We start from the raw sequence: 19992 nt of genomic DNA, 5'->3' as shown, positions 1-19992 counted from the left end.
ACCGTCCATGAAAGCACTACAGGTACAGCCCCGCGTCCGCCCCGTCCCGGGGATCCGGCACCGAGGTCGGTGAGGTGCCCCGGCGCAGCGCGTACAGCTCGGCCAGGGTCGCGCCCTCACGGCCGACGCCCTCTTCGGTGCCCAGCCAGCCGACCGCCTCGCGGTGTGTCAGCCTGCCCACCTCGATGCGGGCCAGGCAGCGGCCGGGGCGGACCACGGCCGGGTGCAGACGCTCCAGGTCCTCGTTGGTCGTGACGCCCACCAGGACGTTACGGCCCTGCCCCAGCAGTCCGTCGGTGAGGTTCAGCAGCCGCGACAGTGCCTGGCCCGCCGTGTGCTTGGCCTCGCCGCGGATCAGTTCGTCGCAGTCCTCCAGCAGGAGCAGCCGCCAGCGGGCCTTGCCCGTCGAGTCGTCCTCGCCGATCGCGATGTCCATCAGATAGCCGACGTCGCTGAACAGGCGCTCGGGGTCCAGGACGCAGTCGACCTGGCACCAGTCCCGCCAGGAGCGGGCGAGGGTACGCAGCGCCGAGGTCTTGCCCGTGCCCGGTGGGCCGTGGAGCAGCAGCAGCCGGCCCGCGATGTCCTCCGGCGTCGTCTTCATCAGGCGGTCCATCGCCTCCGCCACCGGCGCCGTGTAGTTGTCCCGCACCTCGTCCCAGGTGCCCGCGGAGATCTGCCGGGTGGTTCGGTGCGGGCCGCGCCTCGGGGAGACGTACCAGAAGCCCATCGTCACGTTCTCCGGCTGGGGTTCGGGCTCGTCCGCCGCGCCGTCCGTGGCCTGGTCGAGGATCTTCTTCGCGAGCTCCGCGCTGGTCGCCGTGACCGTGACGTCCGCGCCCCGGTTCCAGCGGGAGATCAGCACCGTCCAGCCCTCGCCCTCGGCCAGGGTCGCGCTGCGGTCGTCGTCGCGGGCCACACGCAGCACCCGCGCGGCGGGCGGCAGCAGAGTCGCCCCGGAGCGCACCCGGTCGATGTTCGCCGCGTGCGAGTACGGCTGCTCGCCCGTCGCGAAGCGGCCGAGGAACAGCGCGTCGACGACGTCGGACGGCGAGTCGCTGTCGTCGACGTTGAGCCGGATCGGCAACGCGTCGTGTGGGTTCGCAGACATGGCGTCCATGATCCGACACCGACGCACTGCGCGCACTGGATTTCCCCCATGGGAAAATGTAGCGAAGCTGTGCATTCACTACATCTGCCCTATCTGGCGCCGACACCATTACTGTTGGCCTCGATGGGACGTCATGGGTGGACTTCGGGGGCTCGGCGGTGGCGGCTCACCGCACTGCTCGGTGTGGGCGTCGCCGCACTCGCGCTGGTCGTGACCCTGCTCAACACGCTTCCGGACAGCGGCGGCACCAAGGGCACCTCCAAGAACGGCGCCACGGTGCACGGCACCCCGGTGACCCCGCCGGACCAGGACAAGCCCGAGGTCGGCTGGGGCTTCACCCACACCCAGTACAGCGCCGACGAGGGCAGCTCCACCGCGACCGACCGGGTCGAGAAGCTGATCCAGGACGCCGGGGGCATGCCGCAGGACCAGGCGCTCATGGGCTGGGGCGCGGACAACCCCGAGCCGGTGAGGGGCCGTTACGACTTCGGCGCGATGGACCGCCGGATCGACTTCATCCGCAGATCGGGCGGCACCCCGGTCGTCACCCTGTGCTGCGCCCCGGACTGGATGAAGGGCGGCAAGGCCGGCGTCGACAACACCAACTGGAGCCAGTCCGCGCTGGAGACCGCCCCGCAGCCGCAGCACTACGCCGACTTCGCCGCGCTCGCCGCGACCGTCGCCCAGCGCTATCCGGACGTACGGCACTTCATCGTCTGGAACGAGTTCAAGGGCTTCTGGAACAACGCCAAGGGCCGCTGGGACTACGAGGGGTACACCCGGCTCTACAACCTGGTCTACCGGGCGCTGAAGAAGGTGGACAAGGACATCATGGTCGGCGGGCCGTATCTGGTGATGGACAGCGTCGATCCGCGCGCCGACGAGGCCTCCACGACCTTCAAGGGACCCTGGGGCGCCATGGACCAGCGGGTTCTGGACGCCTTCGACTACTGGAACGGGCACAAGGCGGGCGCCGACTTCGTCGTCGTCGACGGCTCCAGCTACACCAACGACGACGAGATGAAGCCGGACGAGTTCGGGGCCACCGACAAGCTCACCGCCGTGGGCCGGTGGGTGCGGCAGCAGACGCACGACCTGCCGCTGTGGTGGGCCGAGTACTACGTCGAACCCGCCGACGGCAACGACGACCGCAAGGGCTGGTCCGAGACCCGCCGGGTCGCCGTCCAGGCCGCCGGGATGATCGCGATGGTCAAGGGCGGTGCCTCCTCCGGCTTCTACTGGAACCCGGAGGACGAGAAGGGCGACACCTGCGCGGGCTGTCTGTGGACGCCGACGGACGACTCGGGCGGCGGGCGGAAGCTGCCCATGTCCGACCTGGTCTCCCGGTTCAACCAGGCGTTCCGGCCCGGCACGAGGTACGAGACCGTGTCCGTCGCGGCGGACGACGTGCCCAACGTCCGGGTGCTGGCGAGCGACAGGACCGTCCTGGTGGTCAACACCCTCGACCGGTCGATCAGCGCGCGGATCGACGGCAAGCGGTTCGAGATGCAGGCGTACGAGGTGAAGTGGCTTCAGCGGTAGGCCGCTTCACCCCGTACGCGGACCTCACTTCAGGCTCAGGAACCGTTGCACCAGCGAGGCCAGCAGCACCGCCAGCAGCGGCAGCGAGAACCAGAAGCTGCTCTGCAGCAGGCGCAGTTGGCGCACGCTGGGCCGCATCGCGACCCGGAGGACCTCGCGTGCCGTCAGCATCAGGATCAGCGCGAGGGCGGCGAGGGCGCCGACGACCGACCACGGCGTCCAGGTGATCTGCGGACCGATCGGACCCGGATCGGGCTTGGGCACCTTGCCCTCGGGCTGCTTCCTCAGGGCGTAGATCGTCGCGTCCGCGTTGTCGTACACCTTCTTCAACTCGGGCCGCCGGTCCAGGTTCTGGATCAGCCGGGGTTCCCAGGTGGCCGAGTAGCCCACGTCCATCTGGAGGTAGGTCACCTGACCCGCGTTGATCATCAGGTACGAGTTCGGCCCCGCGTCCTTGAGCGCCTTGACCAGGCTGGAGACCAGGACCGGGTCGGCCGGCGCGAGTGTCGGCACGTAATCGACCCGCTCCATGTCCTTCGCGCCCCACGGCATCGCCGGGGTCACGTCGTTGACGGTGTCGTTGCTGAGCCACAGCAGGCGGACCGTCGGCTTGTCGTGCGCGTAGACGTAGTCCATGGCGGCGACCTCGCCGGGCCGGACCCGTTCGAAGGGCTCGTTGCCCCAGCGGGCCACCAGGAAGCCGCCCATGAGCAGCAGCCCGGCCATCAGCGCCGCCAGCGGGGCCAGGCTCACCCGGTTCTTGTCCCGCTCCTCGGCGGTGACGCCGGTGCGCGGGAACAGGGCGAGACCGGCCAGCAGGGCCGCGCCGGGCAGGGCGAACATGAACACGCGCAGCGCCATCTCGCCGCCGTAGGACTGCAGGCCGAAGCCGAGGAACGGGACGAAGGTGAGGACCAGCAACGACCGTTCGCGGTACTTGTGGTCGCGCCGGCGCCACCAGCCCCAGCAGGCGAACAGCATCACACCGGCGGCCAGCAGCACGCGTGCGTACAGGACGAGCTTGTGGGTCGAACTGCCGCCCTGGATACGGCCGGAGACGGAGGTGGAGACATTGCTCCCGACGCCGCCGACCCCGCCGAACAGCTCATCGAAGTGGCCGGACCAGTACGGCTCGGCCATGAAGCCGATCCACACCGCGACCACCACGGCGAACAGGATCGGCAGGCCCCGCAGTTCGGAGCGGCCGACCAGGACGAGCGCCGCGAGCACACCCAGCATTACGAACGGGGTGAGCTGGTGGGCGGGGACGCTCGCCATGAACAGGCCGATCAACACGGCCAGCAGGACGGCCTTCTGGCGCCGGTTCGCCGGTTCGACCTCCGCCTCGCCGGGCCGCCGTTTGGTCCAGATCACCCGCGGTTCGCGGAACCAGACCAGCAGGATCGCCACGAACGCCAGATAGAGCAGGTAGGTGAAGCCCTGCGGGGAGAAGTAGTCCTGGCCGACCCAGCCGCTGAGGACGAAGATCCAGATGCCGGTCCACTTGGCGCGCCAGCTCGCCCGCAGCGAGCGGACGAGGAGGAACATCGGCGCCAGACAGAGGAGTTGGATGGTCAGCGGCCACCAGCGGATCAGGTCGGTGAGGTCGGTGACCCCGCAGGCCCTGGTCACGAACGCGGCGACCGCGAAGAAGCCCGGCCAGCTCCAGCGCGCGTCCAGGTCGGGCACGGCCGAGCCGGTCCGGTCGATGTGGTCGAGGAAGCCCAGGTGCTGCCAGGCCGTCGGGAACCGCGGCTCGGTCTCGATCACCGCGGGCAGCGCGTGCAGTGACACCACGGTCGCCAGCAGGGTGATGAGCAGCAGTGCCTTGTGCTCGCGGCCCAGCCACAGCAGCGAGCCGAACACCGCGATCAGCAGCGCGGCCCCGACCAGCGTCGGCAGCGGCAGGACCGAGATCAGCCCGAGCCCGCCCATGCGGTCCAGGTCGCTCTCGCCCAGCCGCAGCGCTGGCACCCAGTACAGCAGCAGGGCGGCGACCAGCAGACAGCCCAGGACCAGCCCGAGCCGGGTGGGCCGCAGCCGCTGACGCCAGGACAGGGCGGGCGGCTCGGGCTCGCGCACTTCTTCCCGTAGGGGCTTCTCCGCCTGCGCGGGCCACGGCTCCCGTACGGCCTGTTCGGCGAGCCCTGCCTCGAAGGGCGCGTCGACCTCCAGCTCGGCCGGCCCCAGCGAGGCCTCGGAACCGGGCTCGCGCTCCTCCACCGGCAGCCCGACCTGCGGCTGCTTCGCCCAGGTCGGCCGGTGGTCCGGGCGTACGGCGGGCGTGCCGGTGGGTGGGGTGCCCGGTCCCGGGCGGACGTCCGGGCGCCGTTCCTGGTGGTCGAAGTCGACGTGGATGCCGAGCGCGAGGGTGTCGGTGTCCAGCGCCCAGCCCGGTCCGCGGCGGCGCGGCTTCTCGCGCGCGGGTACCTCGCGCGCACCGAGGTCGGCGAGGTCACCGTCGGGCGCCGCGTCCGCGGGCAGTTCGGCGGGGGCGGCCCGCACCGTGCGGTACAGCTTGGGCGCGGCGATGGCGACGATCACGGCGAGCGAGGAGATCTCGGCGACACCGGCGCCGGTCAGCCCCATCCGGGGGAGCAGCAGCAGGGTCAGCCCGAGCACCAGCACGCACAACAGGCCCTGCAGCCAGGCCAGTCCGGCGGTGCGGCTCTGGGCGCGCAGCACCGCGAAGTACGTCTCCATCACGACCCGGAGCAGCGCGCCGACCGCGAACCAGCGCAGCAGCGGGGTCGCCGCGTCCGCATAGCCCGAGCCGAAGACGCCGAGGATGTACGGCGCCCCGAGGAACAGCAGCCCGCAGATCGGCAGCATGATCCGGGCCATCCGCCGGAGTGCGGCCCGGGTGTTGGCGGCGAGCCGCGCCGGGTCGTGCGAGCCCTCGACGGTCAGCGAGGCACCCATGTTGATGGCGAGCAGGTTGATCGTGCCGCCGATCGTGGTGGTGATGTAGAAGTACGCGTTGTCCTCGGAGCTGACCTGCGAGGCGATGATGACCGGCACGAGGTAGACCACGGCGAGCGAGAACAGCGAGCCCGTGTAGTCACCGGCGAGGAACGTGCCGATCTCCCTGACCGTCGGCGGCTTCGCGTGGTCCTCGGTCGCCTTGACGTGCCGGGGCACCAGCCTGCGGAAGACCAGGATGCCGAGCGGCACCACGGAGGTGGCGATCGCCAGGACCCAGGACAGGAAGACACCGGTCGTCGGCATCGAGGCGGCGAGCCCGATCAGCAGCGCCAGCTTCACCGCGGAGAAGACGGTGTTGCCGACGGGCACCCAGGGCGCACTGCGCAGCCCGGTCAGCACCCCGTCCTGCAGCGTGAGCAGGTTCCAGGCGGCGACCGCCATGATGAAGCCGAGGCCCTTGACCGCCCCGTGCAGGAAGGCGTACGACGGCCCCCAGGTGTCCAGCGTCAGCAGGAAGACGCCCGCCGCGAACGACACCACGACGCAACTCGCCGCGTACGTACGGAAGATGAGACGCCCGGTGCTGCGTCCGGCGACCGGGATGAAGCGGGCCAGGGCGCCGGTCAGGGTCACCGCGGTCAGGCCCGCCAGCAGCTTCATCGCGGCGATCGCGGCCGAGCCCTGGCCCACCGCCGTGTCGGAGTAGTAGCGGGCGGCGACCAGCCAGTACCCGAGGCCCAGCACCGCGGAGATACCGGTGTTGAGCATCAGGGCGTAGGCGTTGCGGAACAGTGGGCTGCCACCCCGGGACCGGCCGAGCCCGGGCAGCCGGAGACGGCGCCCCTGCTGCTCGGGCGCCTCGGTCGGGGGCTGGGCCTCGGTTGTCGTGGTCGTCGTGTCAGACACGGGAACGGATGGCCTTCCGGCGGACCTGACGTGCTCTGCGGACCAGGGCGTACCCCTTGGTGAGGGCACGGTCCCCGGCGAAGGTGCGGGCGATCGAACGGCCTTCGAGAAGGCGTCCGAACTCCTCGATCCCGGTGCTGCGGCGCACGGTGACCCGCCGCAGCGCGTACGGTCCCTGGCGGCGGCGCGCGAGGGCGTTGCCGACGGCGAGCGCCTGGGCGTACCCGCTCTCCCGGACGGCCTCGCGCACCCGGCGGCTGGAGTAGCCGTAGGGGTAGGCGAAGGAGGCCGGGGCGGTGCCCAGTTCTTGGGCGACGATCTCCCGGCACCGGCTCAGCTCGTACCGCAGCCTGTCGTCGTCGAGCTGGTCGAGCTGCGGGTGGGTGTGGCTGTGGCCGCCGATCTCGACGTCCGCCGCTGCCAGTTCGCGCACCTGGTCCCAGTCGAGCATGGTGTCGAGGCCGCCCCCGGTGTCGTACGCGCCCTTGATCCAGCCCGTGGAGACGAACAGGGTCGAGGCGAAGCCGTGCTTGGCGAGCACGGGCAGGGCGTGCCGGTGCACGCCCTCGTAGCCGTCGTCGAAGGTGATCAGGACGGGACGCGGCGGCAGCAGGCCCCCCGTGCGCCAACCGGCCGCCAGATCGGCGGTGCCGACGGGGGTGAGCCCGAGGTCGCCGATCATCGCCATCTGCTCGGAGAACGCCTCTGGCGCGACCGACAGGGCACGCGTGGCGTCGTTCGGCGCGGTCGCCACCGAGTGGTACATCAGGATCGGCACCGGCGTTTCAGTCATCGGATCCCCCCTCGATCTCGACCACCGAGAACGTTGCCCCGCCCCGGCGGGCCCGTACGCTCCCCACGACGTATCCGCCGACCGCCGTCAGCACCCCGGCGACGATCGCCCCGGCCCGCCCCGCGCCCCCCGGACGGGCCAGTACGGCGTCCCGCAGCCCGCGTGCCACCCCGGCCGGCAGCACCCGGGTGGTGTACCGGCGTTCGGACTCGAGCCCCTTGTCCGCGCCCACACTGCGCGCCACCAGCGCCTTGGACAGCCCTTCGGCGTAGGCGCGGGTGCGGAAGTAGCCGAAGCGCTCACGTGCCGCGGGCACCCGGTGGTGGATCACCGCCCGGTCGTCGATGAGCAGGACGGCGTCGGGCCTGGCCCTGCTGAGCCGGATGCACAGCTCCGTCTCCTCACAGCCCAGCGGCCGCTTGTCGCCGTCGCGTCCGATGCCGGTCGCGAAACCGCCCGCCGCCTCGAACGCCGTACGACGGAACGAAGCGTTTCCGCCGAGGACGTTGCGCACCCGCACCCGGCCCGGCGGCAGCCCCCGGTAGGTGCAGCCCACTACCCAGTCGAACTCCTCCGGGAACCAGGCCGGACGGCGTCCCGACGCCCAGACGGGCATCGTGCGTCCGCCGACGGCCATCACCCGGAGATCGGTGTAGGCCTCGGTGAAGCGGAGCAGCCAGTCGCGCTCGGCGACGGCGTCGTCGTCGAGGAAGGCGAGCACCTCGCCGCGGGAGGCCGCGATGCCGGTGTTGCGGCCGGCGGACAGGCCACGGGGGCCCGCGTTGGGGAGCACCCGTACGTCCGCGGTCTCCTTGTACTCCTTGGTGAGTCGTTCCAGCAGGGTCGGATTGTGGTCGACGACCAGCAGGGTCTCCAGAGCGGGCCGCGACTGCGCGCGCACCGAGGCGACCGCGGCGAGGATGTCCTCCCAGCGGTCCTCGGTGTAGACGCAGATCACGACGGAGACGTCGAGATCGCTCAAGACACCTCTCCCCGCACCGAGTCGAGCATCGGCGAGTGGTGTTCCTGCCGGCGCAGCTCACGCCGGTTGGAGCGCTCCTTGAGGATGACCTTCAGCACCCGGAACCCGTCCCGCACGGCGCGCAGATTGCTGGCGCCGTGGATGCGCAGGTACTCGTAGCTGGGAATCTCCTGCACCTTCAACCCGGCCTTGACCACCCGGATGTTGATGAGCGTCTCGATCTCGAAGCCGGTGCAGTCGAGGGAGATCTTGTCCAGGCAGTGCCGCCAGAACGCGTTGTAGCCGTAGCAGAGATCGGTGTAGCGGGCGCCGAACTTGCGGTTGACGATCGTGCACAGCGCCCAGTTGCCGAGCTTGCGGATGAAGGTCATGTCGTCGGTGCCGCCGCCGTTGGCGAAGCGTGAGCCCTTGGCGAAGTCGGCGCCGGAGACCAGGGCGGAGACGTACGAGACGATCTCACCGCCGTCGGCCGAGCCGTCCGCGTCGACCATCACGATGATGTCGCCGGTGCAGGCCTCGAACCCGGTGATCAGGGCGTCCCCCTTGCCCTTGCCCCGCTGCTCGACGACCTTGACCTTCGGCCACAGTTCACGGGCCACTTCGACGGTGTCGTCCGTGGAGTTGCCGTCCACCAGGACCACTTCGTGTATCCAGTCCGGCAGTGTCTTGAAGACGTAGGGGAGATTCTCCGCCTCGTTCATCGCGGGAATCACCACACTCACCGGTGGTGCGATGGCCAGATGCGAGGAGATCGGCCGGTATTGGGCGGCGGCTGTCGGGCCTTCGCCCGTGGTGGCCGGCCGCAGTACGGAACTCATGAGTCTGGTCCCTCTCGTCCGGTGGACCGCCCGCCCCTGGGCGGCCCGGTTTTGTGTCCGGTTCGAAAGGGGGGTTCACGCCTGGGCATGACGAAAAGGAACTCCGTGCACGCCGAAGCGAGCTGGCAGAACTGGCCGTCTGCCGTGACGACGGCAGCCGACCGCGCGGCACGACTCGGTCACAAGTGCGGTCACCGAGCACGGCACCCCCCTACCGCGCCCCGCCCCCGGAAGCCATCGCGGTCCTGAGCCCTCCCCTGGAGCCGCTGAGTGATGGTCCGATGCGGGTGAGATGTACAACGGTATTGACGATTGAACCCGTATGGCAAGGCCTGAAACCAGGCCTCACCTTTTTGTTGGTTTGACCGTTACACGACTTAGAAGTAGAAGTGCGCAACTGATCACGGTCACGGCAATGATCCCGCCGCGTACGGACCAGCGGTGGACGGCCAACATGCCTTGCGCCACGAGCATGTTCAGGACGACCGCGCCCGCGATGGCGGCGAGTGTGCGGCCGAAGGGTTCCAGCCCGCGCAGCGCGGCCGCGATGGCGGTCGCCGGCGCCGCGAGCAGGAAGAACAGGGCGAGCGGACCGCGCAGCGCCGAGCCGGAGTCGACCAGCGCGAGCAGCGCGCCGAACACTCCCACGGCCGTCGCGGCCCCCGCGAGCAGAGGTGCCAGGTCCCTCCCCGGACCGGGCCCCGCCCGCTCTGTGCCGCTGTCGTCCGACGGTCTCTTGATACGGATGGTCTGCATTGGCGACTTTGCCCCCCAGCGCGCCGGATGCCGGACTTCAATGTCGCGCAGGCGAACTGGGGCGTCAAGGCGCGAACGAGGCACACACCTGTTCCTGCGCTTCGCGTCCGCTCCCCAATGCCCCGAAAAGCTTGACATGGACACTTCCCCTCAACACGCGTAGTTGGTACGACGGTTATGGCAGAGATCCTGCTAAAGGGAGGTTCCATGAGACGTTCCCGATTTGCCGTCTTCGTGAGCTCGATCCTCCTCGCCGCCGGCACGGCCCTCACCGGGGCCACGGCGGCGCAGGCGTCCCAACAGGCCGCCGCCACGGGCTATGTGGCCCTCGGCGACTCCTACTCCTCGGGAGTCGGCGCGGGCAGCTACATCGGCTCCAGCGGCGACTGCGACCGCAGCACCAAGGCGTACCCCTACCTCTGGGCCGCGGCCCATTCACCCTCGACGTTCGACTTCACCGCTTGTTCCGGCGCCCGTACGGGTGATGTTCTGGCGAACCAACTCGGGCCGCTCAGCACCGCCACCGGCCTGGTCTCCATCACCATCGGAGGCAACGACGCCGGCTTCTCCGACGTCATGACCACCTGCGTCCTGCAGTCCGACAGCTCCTGCCTCTCCCGGATCAACACCGCGAAGGCGTACGTCGACTCCACGCTGCCGGGCCAGCTCGACAAGGTCTACTCGGCGATCAGCGCCAAAGCCCCGAACGCCCGTGTGGTCGTTCTCGGCTACCCCCGCTTCTACCGGCTCGGCACGACCTGCGTCGGCCTCTCCGACACCAAGCGGAAGGCGATCAACGACGCGGCGGACTACCTGGACACCGCCATCAACAAGGCAGCGGCGAACCACGGCTTCGCCTTCGGCGATGTCCGCACCACCTTCACCGGCCACGAGATCTGCTCCGGCAGCTCCTGGCTGCACAGCCTCAACCTGCTGAGCATCGGCGAGTCGTACCACCCGACCGCCGCCGGCCAGTCGGGCGGCTATCTGCCCGTGCTGACCGGAGCGGTCTGACCTTCACGAGGTCGGTGAGGCGGACGTACTGGGGGAGGCCCCGCCCGTCGGGGTCTCCGTCACACAGTTCAGCGAAAACGGAACCGAGTTGGACGTCGCGCTCACCGGATCGCGCACCTCCACGCTGATCACGTCCTGGAAGGTCCCCTGGCTGTCACGCGTGGTGATGAACTGCCGGTCCTGCCGGGACTTGCCCCCGCCCGCCGGGAACGACAGCGTCTTCCACCCGCCGGACAGCGAGTCGTTCTTCGTCACCCAGCGGTAGGTCACCGTCGCCGGAAGGCGCCCGACCGTCAGCGTGGCGGTGAACGTGGGGGCCTGGGACTTCGACGGCGGGCAGGTCCCCGAGTAGTCGGTGTTCGCCCCCGCCAGCGTGACGCTCACGGACTGGGGAGCCGTCGTACGACCGCTGCTCCTGCTCGGCGGCGGACTCGACGCGCCGCCTCCCCGCGCGGTGTCCCTCGCGGTCGGCGAAGTCCCGCTCTCGGTGCGGGTCTTGCCCGCGTTGTTCCCGTCTCCGTTGCCCTTGTCGCGGTTGAGCAGGGCGTACGTCAGCCCGGCGATGGCCAGCGCCAGCACGACCACGCCGGTCACCAGGACGACACCGGCCCGGCGACCGCGCTCCGGCGGGGCCGAGGCCGGCGTCGTGCCGGAGGAGGGCGTCGGCCGGGTCCGCGCCGTCGGGTAGGGCATCGGCGGGGTCGGCGAGGGGGACTCCGGGAAGGCCGCGACGGTCGGGGCGTACGACGACGACTGCGCCCAGTCCGCGCCGGGTGTGCCGGGCGTGCCGCCGGCCGCGACCAGCCGCAGATCCTGCTCGGCACGCTCGGCCGACATCCGCCGGCCCGGGTCCTTGCGCAGCAGCCCCTCGATCACCGGGGCCAGCGGTCCGGCCCGGTGCGGCGGCGGAAGCTCCTCGTCGACGATCGCGCGCAGCGTGCTCAGCGGCGTGTTCTGCCGGAAGGGGGAGTTGCCCTCGACGGCCGCGTACAGCAGCACGCCGAGCGACCACAGATCGGACTCCGGCCCCGGCGTACGGCCCAGCGCCCGCTCCGGCGCCAGGAACTCGGGCGAACCGATCACCTCGCCGGTCATGGTCAGCGCCGAGCTGCCCTCGACCTGCGCGATGCCGAAGTCGGTGAGCACCACCCGGTCGTCGTTGGACAGCAGCACGTTGGCCGGCTTGACGTCCCGGTGCAGCACCCCGGCGGCGTGCGCGGCCCGCAGCGCGGCCAGCACCTCGGCGCCGATGTGCGCCGTCCGCCGCGGGTCCAACGGGCCCTCCGCGTCGAGCAGTTCCGCCAGCGAGATGCCGCGGACCAGCTCCATGACGATCCAGGGCCGGCCGTCCTGCGTGGCCACGTCGTACACGGTGACGACATTGCGGTTGGCGACCCGGGCCGCCGCCCACGCCTCGCGCTCCAGTCGGGCGTACAGCCGCTCCACGTCCGCGGTCGGCAGACCGGCGGGAGCGCGCACCTCCTTGACCGCGACCTCGCGGTGCAGCACCTCGTCGCGGGCCCGCCACACCGTCCCCATGCCACCCTCACCGAGGGGGGACAGGAGGCGGTAGCGGCCCGCGATCACACGTTCCCTGCCAGGTTCTCCGGACACCGACGCCCCCCACGGCATCTGACCTGATTCATTCACAAAGTAGCTCATCCGAGTGCGGATGCCGCCCCCTTGAGGACCAGCCCCGCCCCCAGGGCCACGACGACCAGGGCGGATCCCAGCGGTGCGGTCCTGCGCAGCAGGGCCGCCATGGGGTGCGTGGTCCAGCGGGGGCGCCTGTCCAGCACCCGATTCATTCCCGTACCCAGCTTCACCACGGCGAACCCGGCCGCGGTGAGGGTGAGGGCGAGCCCGATGCCGTAGGCGACCACGAGCAGCAGCCCGAACCAGGCCTGTCCGAGCGCCGCCGCGCCGACCAGCACGACGACGGCGGAGGGGCTGGGCACCATGCCGCCGGCGAAGCCCAGGAGGATCGTGCCGCGCAGGGTGGGGGCGGTGGAGTGGGTGTGGGTGAAGCCGCCGTGCGAGTGCTCGACCGTGGCGTCGTCGTGGGTGTGGCCGTGGTGGCTGTGGTCGTGAGTGTGGCCGTGGTCGTGGTCGTGCTGATGGTGGTGGTGATCGTGCCGGTGTTCGTGATCGTGCGTGTGGTCGTGCTCGTGGTGGTGGGGGTGGGGGTGGGGGTGTTCCGTCGCCGTTGTCGCGCCGTGGGCGCCCACCAGCTCCAACTCCGGTGCGGGAGCCGTTTCTTGGTGATCGTGATGATCGTGCTGGAGGTGATGCGCGGGCGCGCGGTTGCGCCAGGCCCGGCGCACGAGGTTCGCGCCCGCCAGCAGGACCAGGACTCCGCTCGCCAGGCCCAGCCAGGCGATCACCGACGGGGTCGCCGCGGAGCCGGCTGTGACCAGGACGCCCAGGGCCACGACGCCGAGGGTGTGGGTGACCGTCACCGAGGCGGCCAGCGGGAGGACGTCCCTGAGGCGGGCCCGGCCTCCGCGCGCCGCCGCCGTGGCCGCCATCAGCGTCTTGCCGTGGCCCGGAGCGAGGGCGTGCATCGCGCCCAGGACGATCGCGATGAGCAGGGCGAGCGAGGCGAAGCCGACGGTGAGGTGGTTGCGGGCCACCAGGTTGTTCAGGTCCTGCGTCCAGCGGTCGGCGCCGCGGGGGAGTATGGAGGCGCCGGGGGCCTCCGTCTTCTCCGGGGCCAGCGCGGGGCCACCGGGCCGCACGCGCAGGGTCGCGGACGAGGTGTCGGCGGGGGAGGAGAGCAACGCCTTGGGGTAGCTGGTGAGTTCATGGGAGACGGACGTCTTCGGTACGTCCGTCGCGGTGAGCGTCATCCGGTCGCCGCGCGCGGTGATCTCGCGCCAGCCGGGTCCCGTGGTCAACCCGGCACTGTGGAAGCCGAGCCGGACGGTCTCGGCCTTGGGCAGCGGTGTCGTCAGCCGGCACTCCACGCGGAGGGTGTGCAGACCGGCCTGGCCCGGCCGCAGACGTGCCGTGCTGCTGTCGACGGTCAGCGCGGCGGTACGGCCGTCCACGGTGACCTTGCTGCCCTCGGCCGCCTTCGCGCACCGCTCCTTCGCCCACTCGGTCATGCCGAGCCGTTCGAGGTCCGGCTTGGCCTGGGTCGCCGGGATCTCGGCGAGGTCCTCGACGTGGTCCACGCGCAGGGTGCCGGGTGCGGCCACCAGGCCGTCGTACCGGTTGACGGTGAAGTTGCCGAGGGGATGCGCGCTCGCGCTGGTGGAAGGAGCCAGCGCGAGCGCGCACGCCGCCGTGAGGACGGCGGCTGTGGAGGCGAGCAGACGACGACAGCTCACTTTGCCGCCTCCAGGTCCTTGAGCGCCTTACGGGCCTCACGGGAGCCCAGTGGCGAGAAGCCGGGGTTCAGCTTCAGCGCGGCCTCCAGGGAGGCGCGGGCTTCCTGCGTGTGGCCGGTGGCGCGTTCGATCATGCCGCGGTGGTAGATGAACGAGGCGTTGCGGTAGCCGGTGGCCGTGGCCTGCCTGGCGTAGGGCAGGGCCTCGGCGTCCTTGCCGTTGACGTGCAGGGCCCAGGCGAGGGCGTCGGCGGTGTGCACGGTGTGGCGGCGGGCCCATTCGGCGCGGGCGGCGCGCAGGGCGGCGGCCCTGTCGCCGTGGTCGGCGGCGGCGAGGGCGGTGTCGAGGTCGGCGTTGACGCCGTTCGCGCGGGCGAGGGCGATCCAGGCGTCGACCAGGGCGTACTGGTCGCGGGCTTTGGTCTCGTCGCCCTTGGCCGCCCGGTCCTGGTACATCTCGCCGAGTTCGACGAGGGGTTGGGGCAGCGGATAGCGGGCGACGACCTGTTCCATGCCCTTGATCGCGGCCGCCTTGTCACCGGACGCCCACTGGGTGCGGGCGCGGCCCTCGAGGGCCGGGAGGTAGTTCTCGTCGGCGGCGAGAGCGCGGGCGTAGTCGGTGAGAGCCGTGCGGTAGTCGCCCTGGTTCCAGGCGAGAAGGCCCAGTTGGGCGGCGACGTAGGAGATGTCGCCGGGGGTGGTGGAGGTGGCCAGGGCCTGTTCCAGGACCCGCCGTGCCGTCTTCACGTCGCCGCGCAGTTCGTGGACGTACGCGTAGCGGGTGAAGACGGGGACGCCCGGGCGGCGGGCGTCGGCGGTGTCGGCGGCCTTCGAGGCGTCGGCGTAGCGGCCGAGCTCGACGAGGGCGTCGATGCGGGAGGAGAGGGCGTTCTGGCTGTAGGGGTTCTCCTTCAGGATCCGGTCCGCGTAGGCCAGGGCGTCCTTGAAGTCGTGGCGGGCCGCCGCGAGGGCCGCCTGTCCGGTGATGGCCTGCTCGTTGCCGGGCCTCACCTGCAGAGAGCGCTTGAGCGCCTTCTCGGCCTGGGGGTAGCGCGAGGGGTCGCCCTTGGTGCGGGCCTGCTCGACGTAGGCGAGACCGAGGGAGGCCCAGCTGCCGTAGTCCCTTGGCTGGGCGCGGAGTTGGGTCTGCAGGGCGGCGATGCTCGCGTCGATGCTGCCGCTGGAGAGCAGCGCCGGGGAGATGGCGCTGGGGGTGGCCGCGACCGGGGTGCTCGCGGTCTTGTCCCGGATGGCCCCGTAGGCGATCGAACCGGCGGTGAGGGCGACGGCCAACAGCACGGCCGTACCGCCGAGCTGCACGACCCGCAACCGCCGCCCGGCAGCCGACACCCGCCGCACGGCGGCGACGCGCTCATCAGCGCCCCCGACGAGAGCCTCGTTCTCCCCCTCGACGGAGGACTCGGCACCGCTGCCAACGACCGGGAAAGCCGCGCCCCTCTCCGCGCCTGACGCCTCGGCCCCGCCGGCCGCCGGGAGGGGGAGCGGGGCCTTCTTCGTGGCCGGGGGCTCCCCGTCGGTCTCCGCGGCCGGGAGTGGCCTGGCGCCGTTCGTGACGGGGCGCTGCGCGTCGGTCTGCGGGTCCGGGGACGTCACGGTGTCCTGCGCGGCGAGTGGCTGGCCGTCGCTTCCCGAGTCCCCCGAAACCGTGGTGCCCTTCGTCGCGCGCGGCTCCGTGTCCGCCTCACGGCCCGGCGTCGTGGCGACCGCCTCCGCGTCCCTGTTCGTTTCCGTGCGTGAGGAGTTCGCGTCGGTCTGCAGGGTCGAGGGGCTCTTGGCGTCCCGTTGTTCCTCGACCGCCGGCGCGACGGCGGCGGATTCGGGGGGAGTGGTCGGCACGGGGCCGTCCTCCCGCTCCGGCTCGGTGTCGTTCGTGCGCGGGGCCATGCCCTCTCCTCAATCGGCTTGCGGTGTACGGAAGTTGTGGCGGCGCGGCCCGCACCGTGGGGGACGTTGTGTGCGGGCCACGCCAGTCTGTGGAGGGCCGAGGACCGGGCGGGGCCGCTCCGAAGAACCGCCCGGTCCTCCGTCGGAGGGGTCGGGGCCCGCCCCGCCAGGCGCCCCCGGGGCGCCATGGCGTGCGGCTCGCCGACCTCCGTGCGGGACCGGCCTAGTACACCCGGCTCCGCATCCGGCGCCACCACATCAGCCCGGCGCCGATCAGGGCGATGCCGGCCGCGCCGCCGCCCGCGGAGGCGGCGATCAGGGTGGTGTTGTCCATGCCGCCCGCGCTCGCCGGCTGCAGCGCGTCACCGAGCTGGTTCTTGACGTCGTTGCCGCCGCTGACACCCTTCGCGGTGGCACCGCGCGAGCCGGAGGTCGGGTTGGCCAGGTACGGGAAGTACTTGCCGAAGCCCTTGTCGTTCTTGTCGACCGCGTCGCCCAGGTCGTTCTTGGAACCGACCAGTTCGCCCTCCATCACCTGCAGCGCCTCGTCGATCACGTCGTCCGTGAGGCGACGCCCGTTCGGGAAGCCCGCGTTGTCACCGTCGAGCACGCCGAGCCGCTTCGGGTAGGCGGTGGGCTTGATGGAGGTGTTGAGGCGCAGCTCCTCCGCCGGCTTCACGTACGGCGGCTGGTTGAGGCCCTTGACGCCCTTGAGGAACACGTCGACGAGGTCGTTGCGCGGCTCCGACGGCGCCTTGATCTTGTAGATCGCCTCGATGAGCTTCGGCAGCTCCGGGTTGGTCACGTTCTTCAGGAACTGCCCGTCCTCCCACGGCGAGGACGCGTTGAACTTGTCCTTGTCCTTGATCGGGTTGACGACCTCGTTGACCAGCGGGTTGCCCAGGCGGGAGACCTGCTCGTAGTAGCCCTGCGCGTTCCTGCGCTGGACGGTCGACCAGATGCCGACCACCGGCTGGTGCTTGGACTCCGTGAGCATGTCGTTGGGCAGCTGCAGGGCGATCGAGTTGACGTTGTAGCCCTTGAGGGTGTCCCGGCCGACCTCGGAGAGGTTCCCGCCGTACAGCAGGTCGAAGACGCGGAGGTCCGCGAAGAACGGGTCGTCGGCCTGGCCGGCGAAGGTCTGGCCGCCGTTGGAGAGCTTGTAGATCGCCTGCTCGCGCAGCTTGTTGTAGTCGGGCATCGACGCCTTGCCGACGTCCGACGGGGCCACCGGGATGTCGTCGGCGAGCTTGGTCTTGGAGACGACCCGCTGGTTCTTCAGCTTGATCAGGTCGATGTCGTAGGTCTGCGTGATGTTCAGGTCGGGGTCGGTCAGATTGTTGACCACGCCCGTGTTGTACAGGAACGACTTCTTGTTCTTCGTCTGCGTCCTGAACGTGTAGCGGAGCAGCAGGTCGCCCTGCGCGTCCCCGTTGTTGTCGATGTGGAGGTCGTACTGGGCGTCGTCCGCGAACTGGTAGAAGTTCGGGCCGCCCGCCGGCTCCTCGAAGGGGATGAAGTTGGCGATGAGCGTCGTCGTGTCCGGCTTGTCCGGGCTGACGAACGCGTACAGGTCCGTGTTGTCGTACTGCGGCTGCCCCGAGATCAGCGGGGCCTCCCGGTGGCTGGAGGCGGATGCCGCCCCCGGTTCCAGCGTTGCCACGCCGGCGGCCGCGAGTCCTCCCGCGGCCAGTGCGCCAGCTATGAGGGTCGCGATGCTCCTGCGTCCCGCGCCGCTCCTGGAGTCAGTTGTCATGCCGTCCGTCCTCAGTCCCAACTTGCCTGACGAACGCTGATTCGGAGCGGTCGGCAGGGTGGATTGGTCGAATCCCAAACGTTCTTACGCGGAACTTGAGATCTTGTTTCAGCGAGCGCGCACCCGCTTTTTCGGTTCGCTGATCCGTAACCCCATCCGGAGGTGCGTTCGTTGCGAATGCCTGGTGTGACAGGACAGGGCCCGTGCGGCCGGGAAGAGAGGGACCGAGTGGAGGCGGACGAGCTTCTGGTACTCGTGGCCGGCGGCGACCAGAAGGCCTTCGAAGCGCTGTACGGACTCGTGTCCGGGCCGGTGTTCGGGCTGGTGCGCCGTGTCGTACGCGATCCCGCGCAGTCGGAGGAGGTGGCACAGGAGGTGCTGCTCGAACTCTGGCGCTCCGCCGCCCGGTTCGACCCCGGCCGGGGCAGCGCGCTGTCCTGGATCCTCACCCTCGCCCACCGTCGCGCCGTCGACCGGGTGCGCAGCGCCCGCGCGGCCGGCGAACGCGAGCAGCGCGAGGCCCGCCGGGCCCACAGCACCGCCTTCGACCAGGTGACCGAGGAGGTGGAGGCGGGCCTGGAGCGCGAGTTGGTGCGCCGCTGCCTGGACCGCCTCACCGCGCTGCAGCGCCAGTCCGTCACGCTCGCCTACTACGACGGTTACACGTACCGTGAAGTGGCCGAGCGGCTCTCGCTGCCGCTGGGCACCGTCAAGACCCGTATGCGCGATGGACTCACCCAGCTGCGCAAGTGCCTGGGAGGTGTCGCATGAGTCTCCTCGACCGGATGCTGGGCCGAGAGGATCTGCACTCGCTCGCCGCCCCCTACGCGCTCGACGCCCTGGAGCCCGCCGAGCGGGTGCGCTTCGAGCGGCACCTGAAGTCGTGCCCCTCCTGTGCCGCCGAGGTGCGGGCGCTGTCCGAGGACGCGGTCCGCCTCGCCTGGTCCACGGCCGCCCAGCCGCCGCCCGCGATGCGCGACCGGGTGCTGGCCGCCGTACGCGCCACTCCGCAGGATCATGGGCCGGTGCGGGAGCACACGCCCCAGCTGCCGCCGCACGTCTGGGGCACGCAGCCGCCGCCGGCACGCTCCCGTGCGCCCCGCGAGCGCCGCCCCCTGTTCGCGCCGCTCGCCACCGCGACGGCCGCCGCGGCCCTCGTGGTCGCCTCGCTCTTCGCCGTCCAGGCCAACCGGACGCAGGACCGGCTGGACGCGGAGCGGGCGCAGTCACGTGAGATCGCCCACGTTCTCGCAGCTCCGGACGCCCGCGCGAGTGCGGGCAGGGACGCCCAGGGGCGAAGTCTCGCGGTGGTCGCCTCCGCCTCCGAGGGACAGGCGATCGTCACGCTGAGCGGATACGACGTCCCGCCCGGCGGACGGGTGCACCAGCTGTGGCTCATGCGCCCCGGCGCGCAACCACGCTCCCTGGGGCTCTTCTCGACCGGCGACACGCCCTTGGTCGCGACCGGTCTCAACAAGTCTGCTACATCACTCGCAGTGACCGTCGAGCCCGACGGGGGTTCCCCGCAGCCCACCAGCCAGTCAATTGTCCAACTCGCCCTGAAATCGGTTGGATTCGGAGAGTGACGACCGAGGCGTCGTCAACACCCGTACGGGGAAGGTGAATCCTGTGACCGCGATACACGAGTGCCCGGTTGGGGCGATAGGGTTACCCTGCCCGGGCCGGGTGGACTCGTACGGGTGGGGAGTGACATGGAACAGATAACAGTGCGCAGCAGGGCCAGGGTCCCTGCGATCACCTACGGGAGCAGCGCGAGCAGTTCGCGTCTGGACCGTCATCTCTCGGTGCTGGCGGGTCCCGCCGTGCCGCAGCAGAAGACGGCCGAGGCGACCTCGCTGATGCTCGAGCTGACCGCTCGTGACACCACGCAGACCCGCAGCGACCGGGGTGCGCGGGTCCGCCGCGTTTCGCTGTTCGCGCCGCTGCGTCGGCTCACGCGTTCGCTGTTCGGCGGGCGCTGAGAAACACCGGCGTCCGCCTGGCAAGGGGCCGCGCTCGGTTCGCCGCGCCGTCCGGCACAGCGCTGCGATCTCGTCGTCCATCATCCCCACGGCATGCAGCGACGCCCGGGTTCACCCCGGGCGCGGCCACGTCCCCGATCCGTCACCTCCGGTACGACCCACCCGCTCCGT

General features: G+C 70.9%; 15 protein-coding genes. 5 read left to right on the top strand and 10 right to left on the bottom strand.

The window, feature by feature from the left end:
• Positions 1–16 precede the first annotated feature (16 nt).
• Positions 17–1111 (bottom strand): DUF5925 domain-containing protein, encoded by a 1095-nt coding sequence (locus ABZ453_RS28155; protein WP_359018967.1) that lies wholly within the window; start codon positions 1109–1111, stop codon positions 17–19.
• Between the two features lie 123 nt (positions 1112–1234).
• Between ABZ453_RS28155 and ABZ453_RS28150 the strand changes: the two genes are divergently transcribed.
• A complete protein-coding gene (locus ABZ453_RS28150) occupies positions 1235–2653 on the top strand; it encodes a xylan 1,4-beta-xylosidase (RefSeq protein ID WP_359018965.1) in 1419 nt (472 codons plus the stop codon).
• Positions 2654–2677: 24 nt separating this feature from the next.
• Here ABZ453_RS28150 and ABZ453_RS28145 read toward each other — a convergent pair whose 3' ends face one another.
• The 5 genes from ABZ453_RS28145 to ABZ453_RS28125 form a co-directional block, all read right to left on the bottom strand.
• Positions 2678–6484, bottom strand: coding sequence for a lipopolysaccharide biosynthesis protein (locus ABZ453_RS28145; protein WP_359018963.1), 3807 nt, complete (start codon positions 6482–6484; stop codon positions 2678–2680).
• Positions 6477–7277, bottom strand: a complete 801-nt coding sequence (locus ABZ453_RS28140) for a polysaccharide deacetylase family protein (protein WP_359018961.1) — start codon at positions 7275–7277, stop codon at positions 6477–6479. Before ABZ453_RS28140 ends, ABZ453_RS28145 begins: the two co-directional genes overlap by 8 nt.
• Positions 7270–8259, bottom strand: coding sequence for a glycosyltransferase family 2 protein (locus ABZ453_RS28135; protein ID WP_359018959.1), 990 nt, complete (start codon positions 8257–8259; stop codon positions 7270–7272). Before ABZ453_RS28135 ends, ABZ453_RS28140 begins: the two co-directional genes overlap by 8 nt.
• On the bottom strand, positions 8256–9077 hold the full coding sequence (locus tag ABZ453_RS28130) for a glycosyltransferase family 2 protein (protein ID WP_359018957.1): 822 nt from the start codon (positions 9075–9077) through the stop codon (positions 8256–8258). The genes ABZ453_RS28135 and ABZ453_RS28130 overlap by 4 nt, the downstream gene beginning before the upstream one ends.
• 345 nt (positions 9078–9422) lie before the next feature.
• Entirely contained in the window at positions 9423–9833 is a 411-nt protein-coding gene (locus tag ABZ453_RS28125; protein ID WP_359018955.1) for a hypothetical protein, read from the bottom strand.
• A 207-nt stretch (positions 9834–10040) separates the two neighbouring features.
• Here ABZ453_RS28125 and ABZ453_RS28120 point away from each other — a divergent pair, with 207 nt between their 5' ends.
• Entirely contained in the window at positions 10041–10847 is an 807-nt protein-coding gene (locus ABZ453_RS28120; RefSeq protein ID WP_359018953.1) for an SGNH/GDSL hydrolase family protein, read from the top strand.
• A gap of 3 nt (positions 10848–10850) precedes the next feature.
• On the opposite strand, the gene ABZ453_RS28115 is transcribed toward ABZ453_RS28120, so the two are convergent.
• From ABZ453_RS28115 to ABZ453_RS28100, 4 genes are all read right to left on the bottom strand, one after another.
• Positions 10851–12461 (bottom strand): serine/threonine-protein kinase, encoded by a 1611-nt coding sequence (locus ABZ453_RS28115; RefSeq protein ID WP_359018951.1) that lies wholly within the window; start codon positions 12459–12461, stop codon positions 10851–10853.
• 44 nt (positions 12462–12505) lie between these two features.
• Positions 12506–14179 (bottom strand): sulfite exporter TauE/SafE family protein, encoded by a 1674-nt coding sequence (locus ABZ453_RS28110; RefSeq protein ID WP_359018949.1) that lies wholly within the window; start codon positions 14177–14179, stop codon positions 12506–12508.
• Complete coding sequence (locus ABZ453_RS28105) at positions 14176–16083, bottom strand: tetratricopeptide repeat protein (RefSeq protein WP_359018947.1); 1908 nt, start codon at positions 16081–16083, stop codon at positions 14176–14178. The genes ABZ453_RS28110 and ABZ453_RS28105 overlap by 4 nt, the downstream gene beginning before the upstream one ends.
• A gap of 223 nt (positions 16084–16306) precedes the next feature.
• Positions 16307–17839 (bottom strand): DUF4331 domain-containing protein, encoded by a 1533-nt coding sequence (locus ABZ453_RS28100; RefSeq protein WP_359018945.1) that lies wholly within the window; start codon positions 17837–17839, stop codon positions 16307–16309.
• 177 nt (positions 17840–18016) lie between these two features.
• Between ABZ453_RS28100 and ABZ453_RS28095 the strand changes: the two genes are divergently transcribed.
• From ABZ453_RS28095 to ABZ453_RS28085, 3 genes are all read left to right on the top strand, one after another.
• Entirely contained in the window at positions 18017–18610 is a 594-nt protein-coding gene (locus ABZ453_RS28095) for a sigma-70 family RNA polymerase sigma factor (RefSeq protein ID WP_359018944.1), read from the top strand.
• On the top strand, positions 18607–19425 hold the full coding sequence (locus tag ABZ453_RS28090; protein ID WP_359018942.1) for an anti-sigma factor: 819 nt from the start codon (positions 18607–18609) through the stop codon (positions 19423–19425). The genes ABZ453_RS28095 and ABZ453_RS28090 overlap by 4 nt, the downstream gene beginning before the upstream one ends.
• A 126-nt stretch (positions 19426–19551) precedes the next feature.
• Complete coding sequence (locus ABZ453_RS28085; RefSeq protein ID WP_208780505.1) at positions 19552–19821, top strand: hypothetical protein; 270 nt, start codon at positions 19552–19554, stop codon at positions 19819–19821.
• The last annotated feature ends 171 nt before the right edge of the window (positions 19822–19992 follow it).

This window comes from Streptomyces sp. NPDC005799, from assembly GCF_040630525.1.
GTDB lineage: Bacteria > Actinomycetota > Actinomycetes > Streptomycetales > Streptomycetaceae > Streptomyces > Streptomyces griseorubiginosus_B.
The sequence above is the reverse complement of the archived record's forward strand: the minus strand, read 5'-3'. Positions and strand labels throughout refer to the sequence as shown.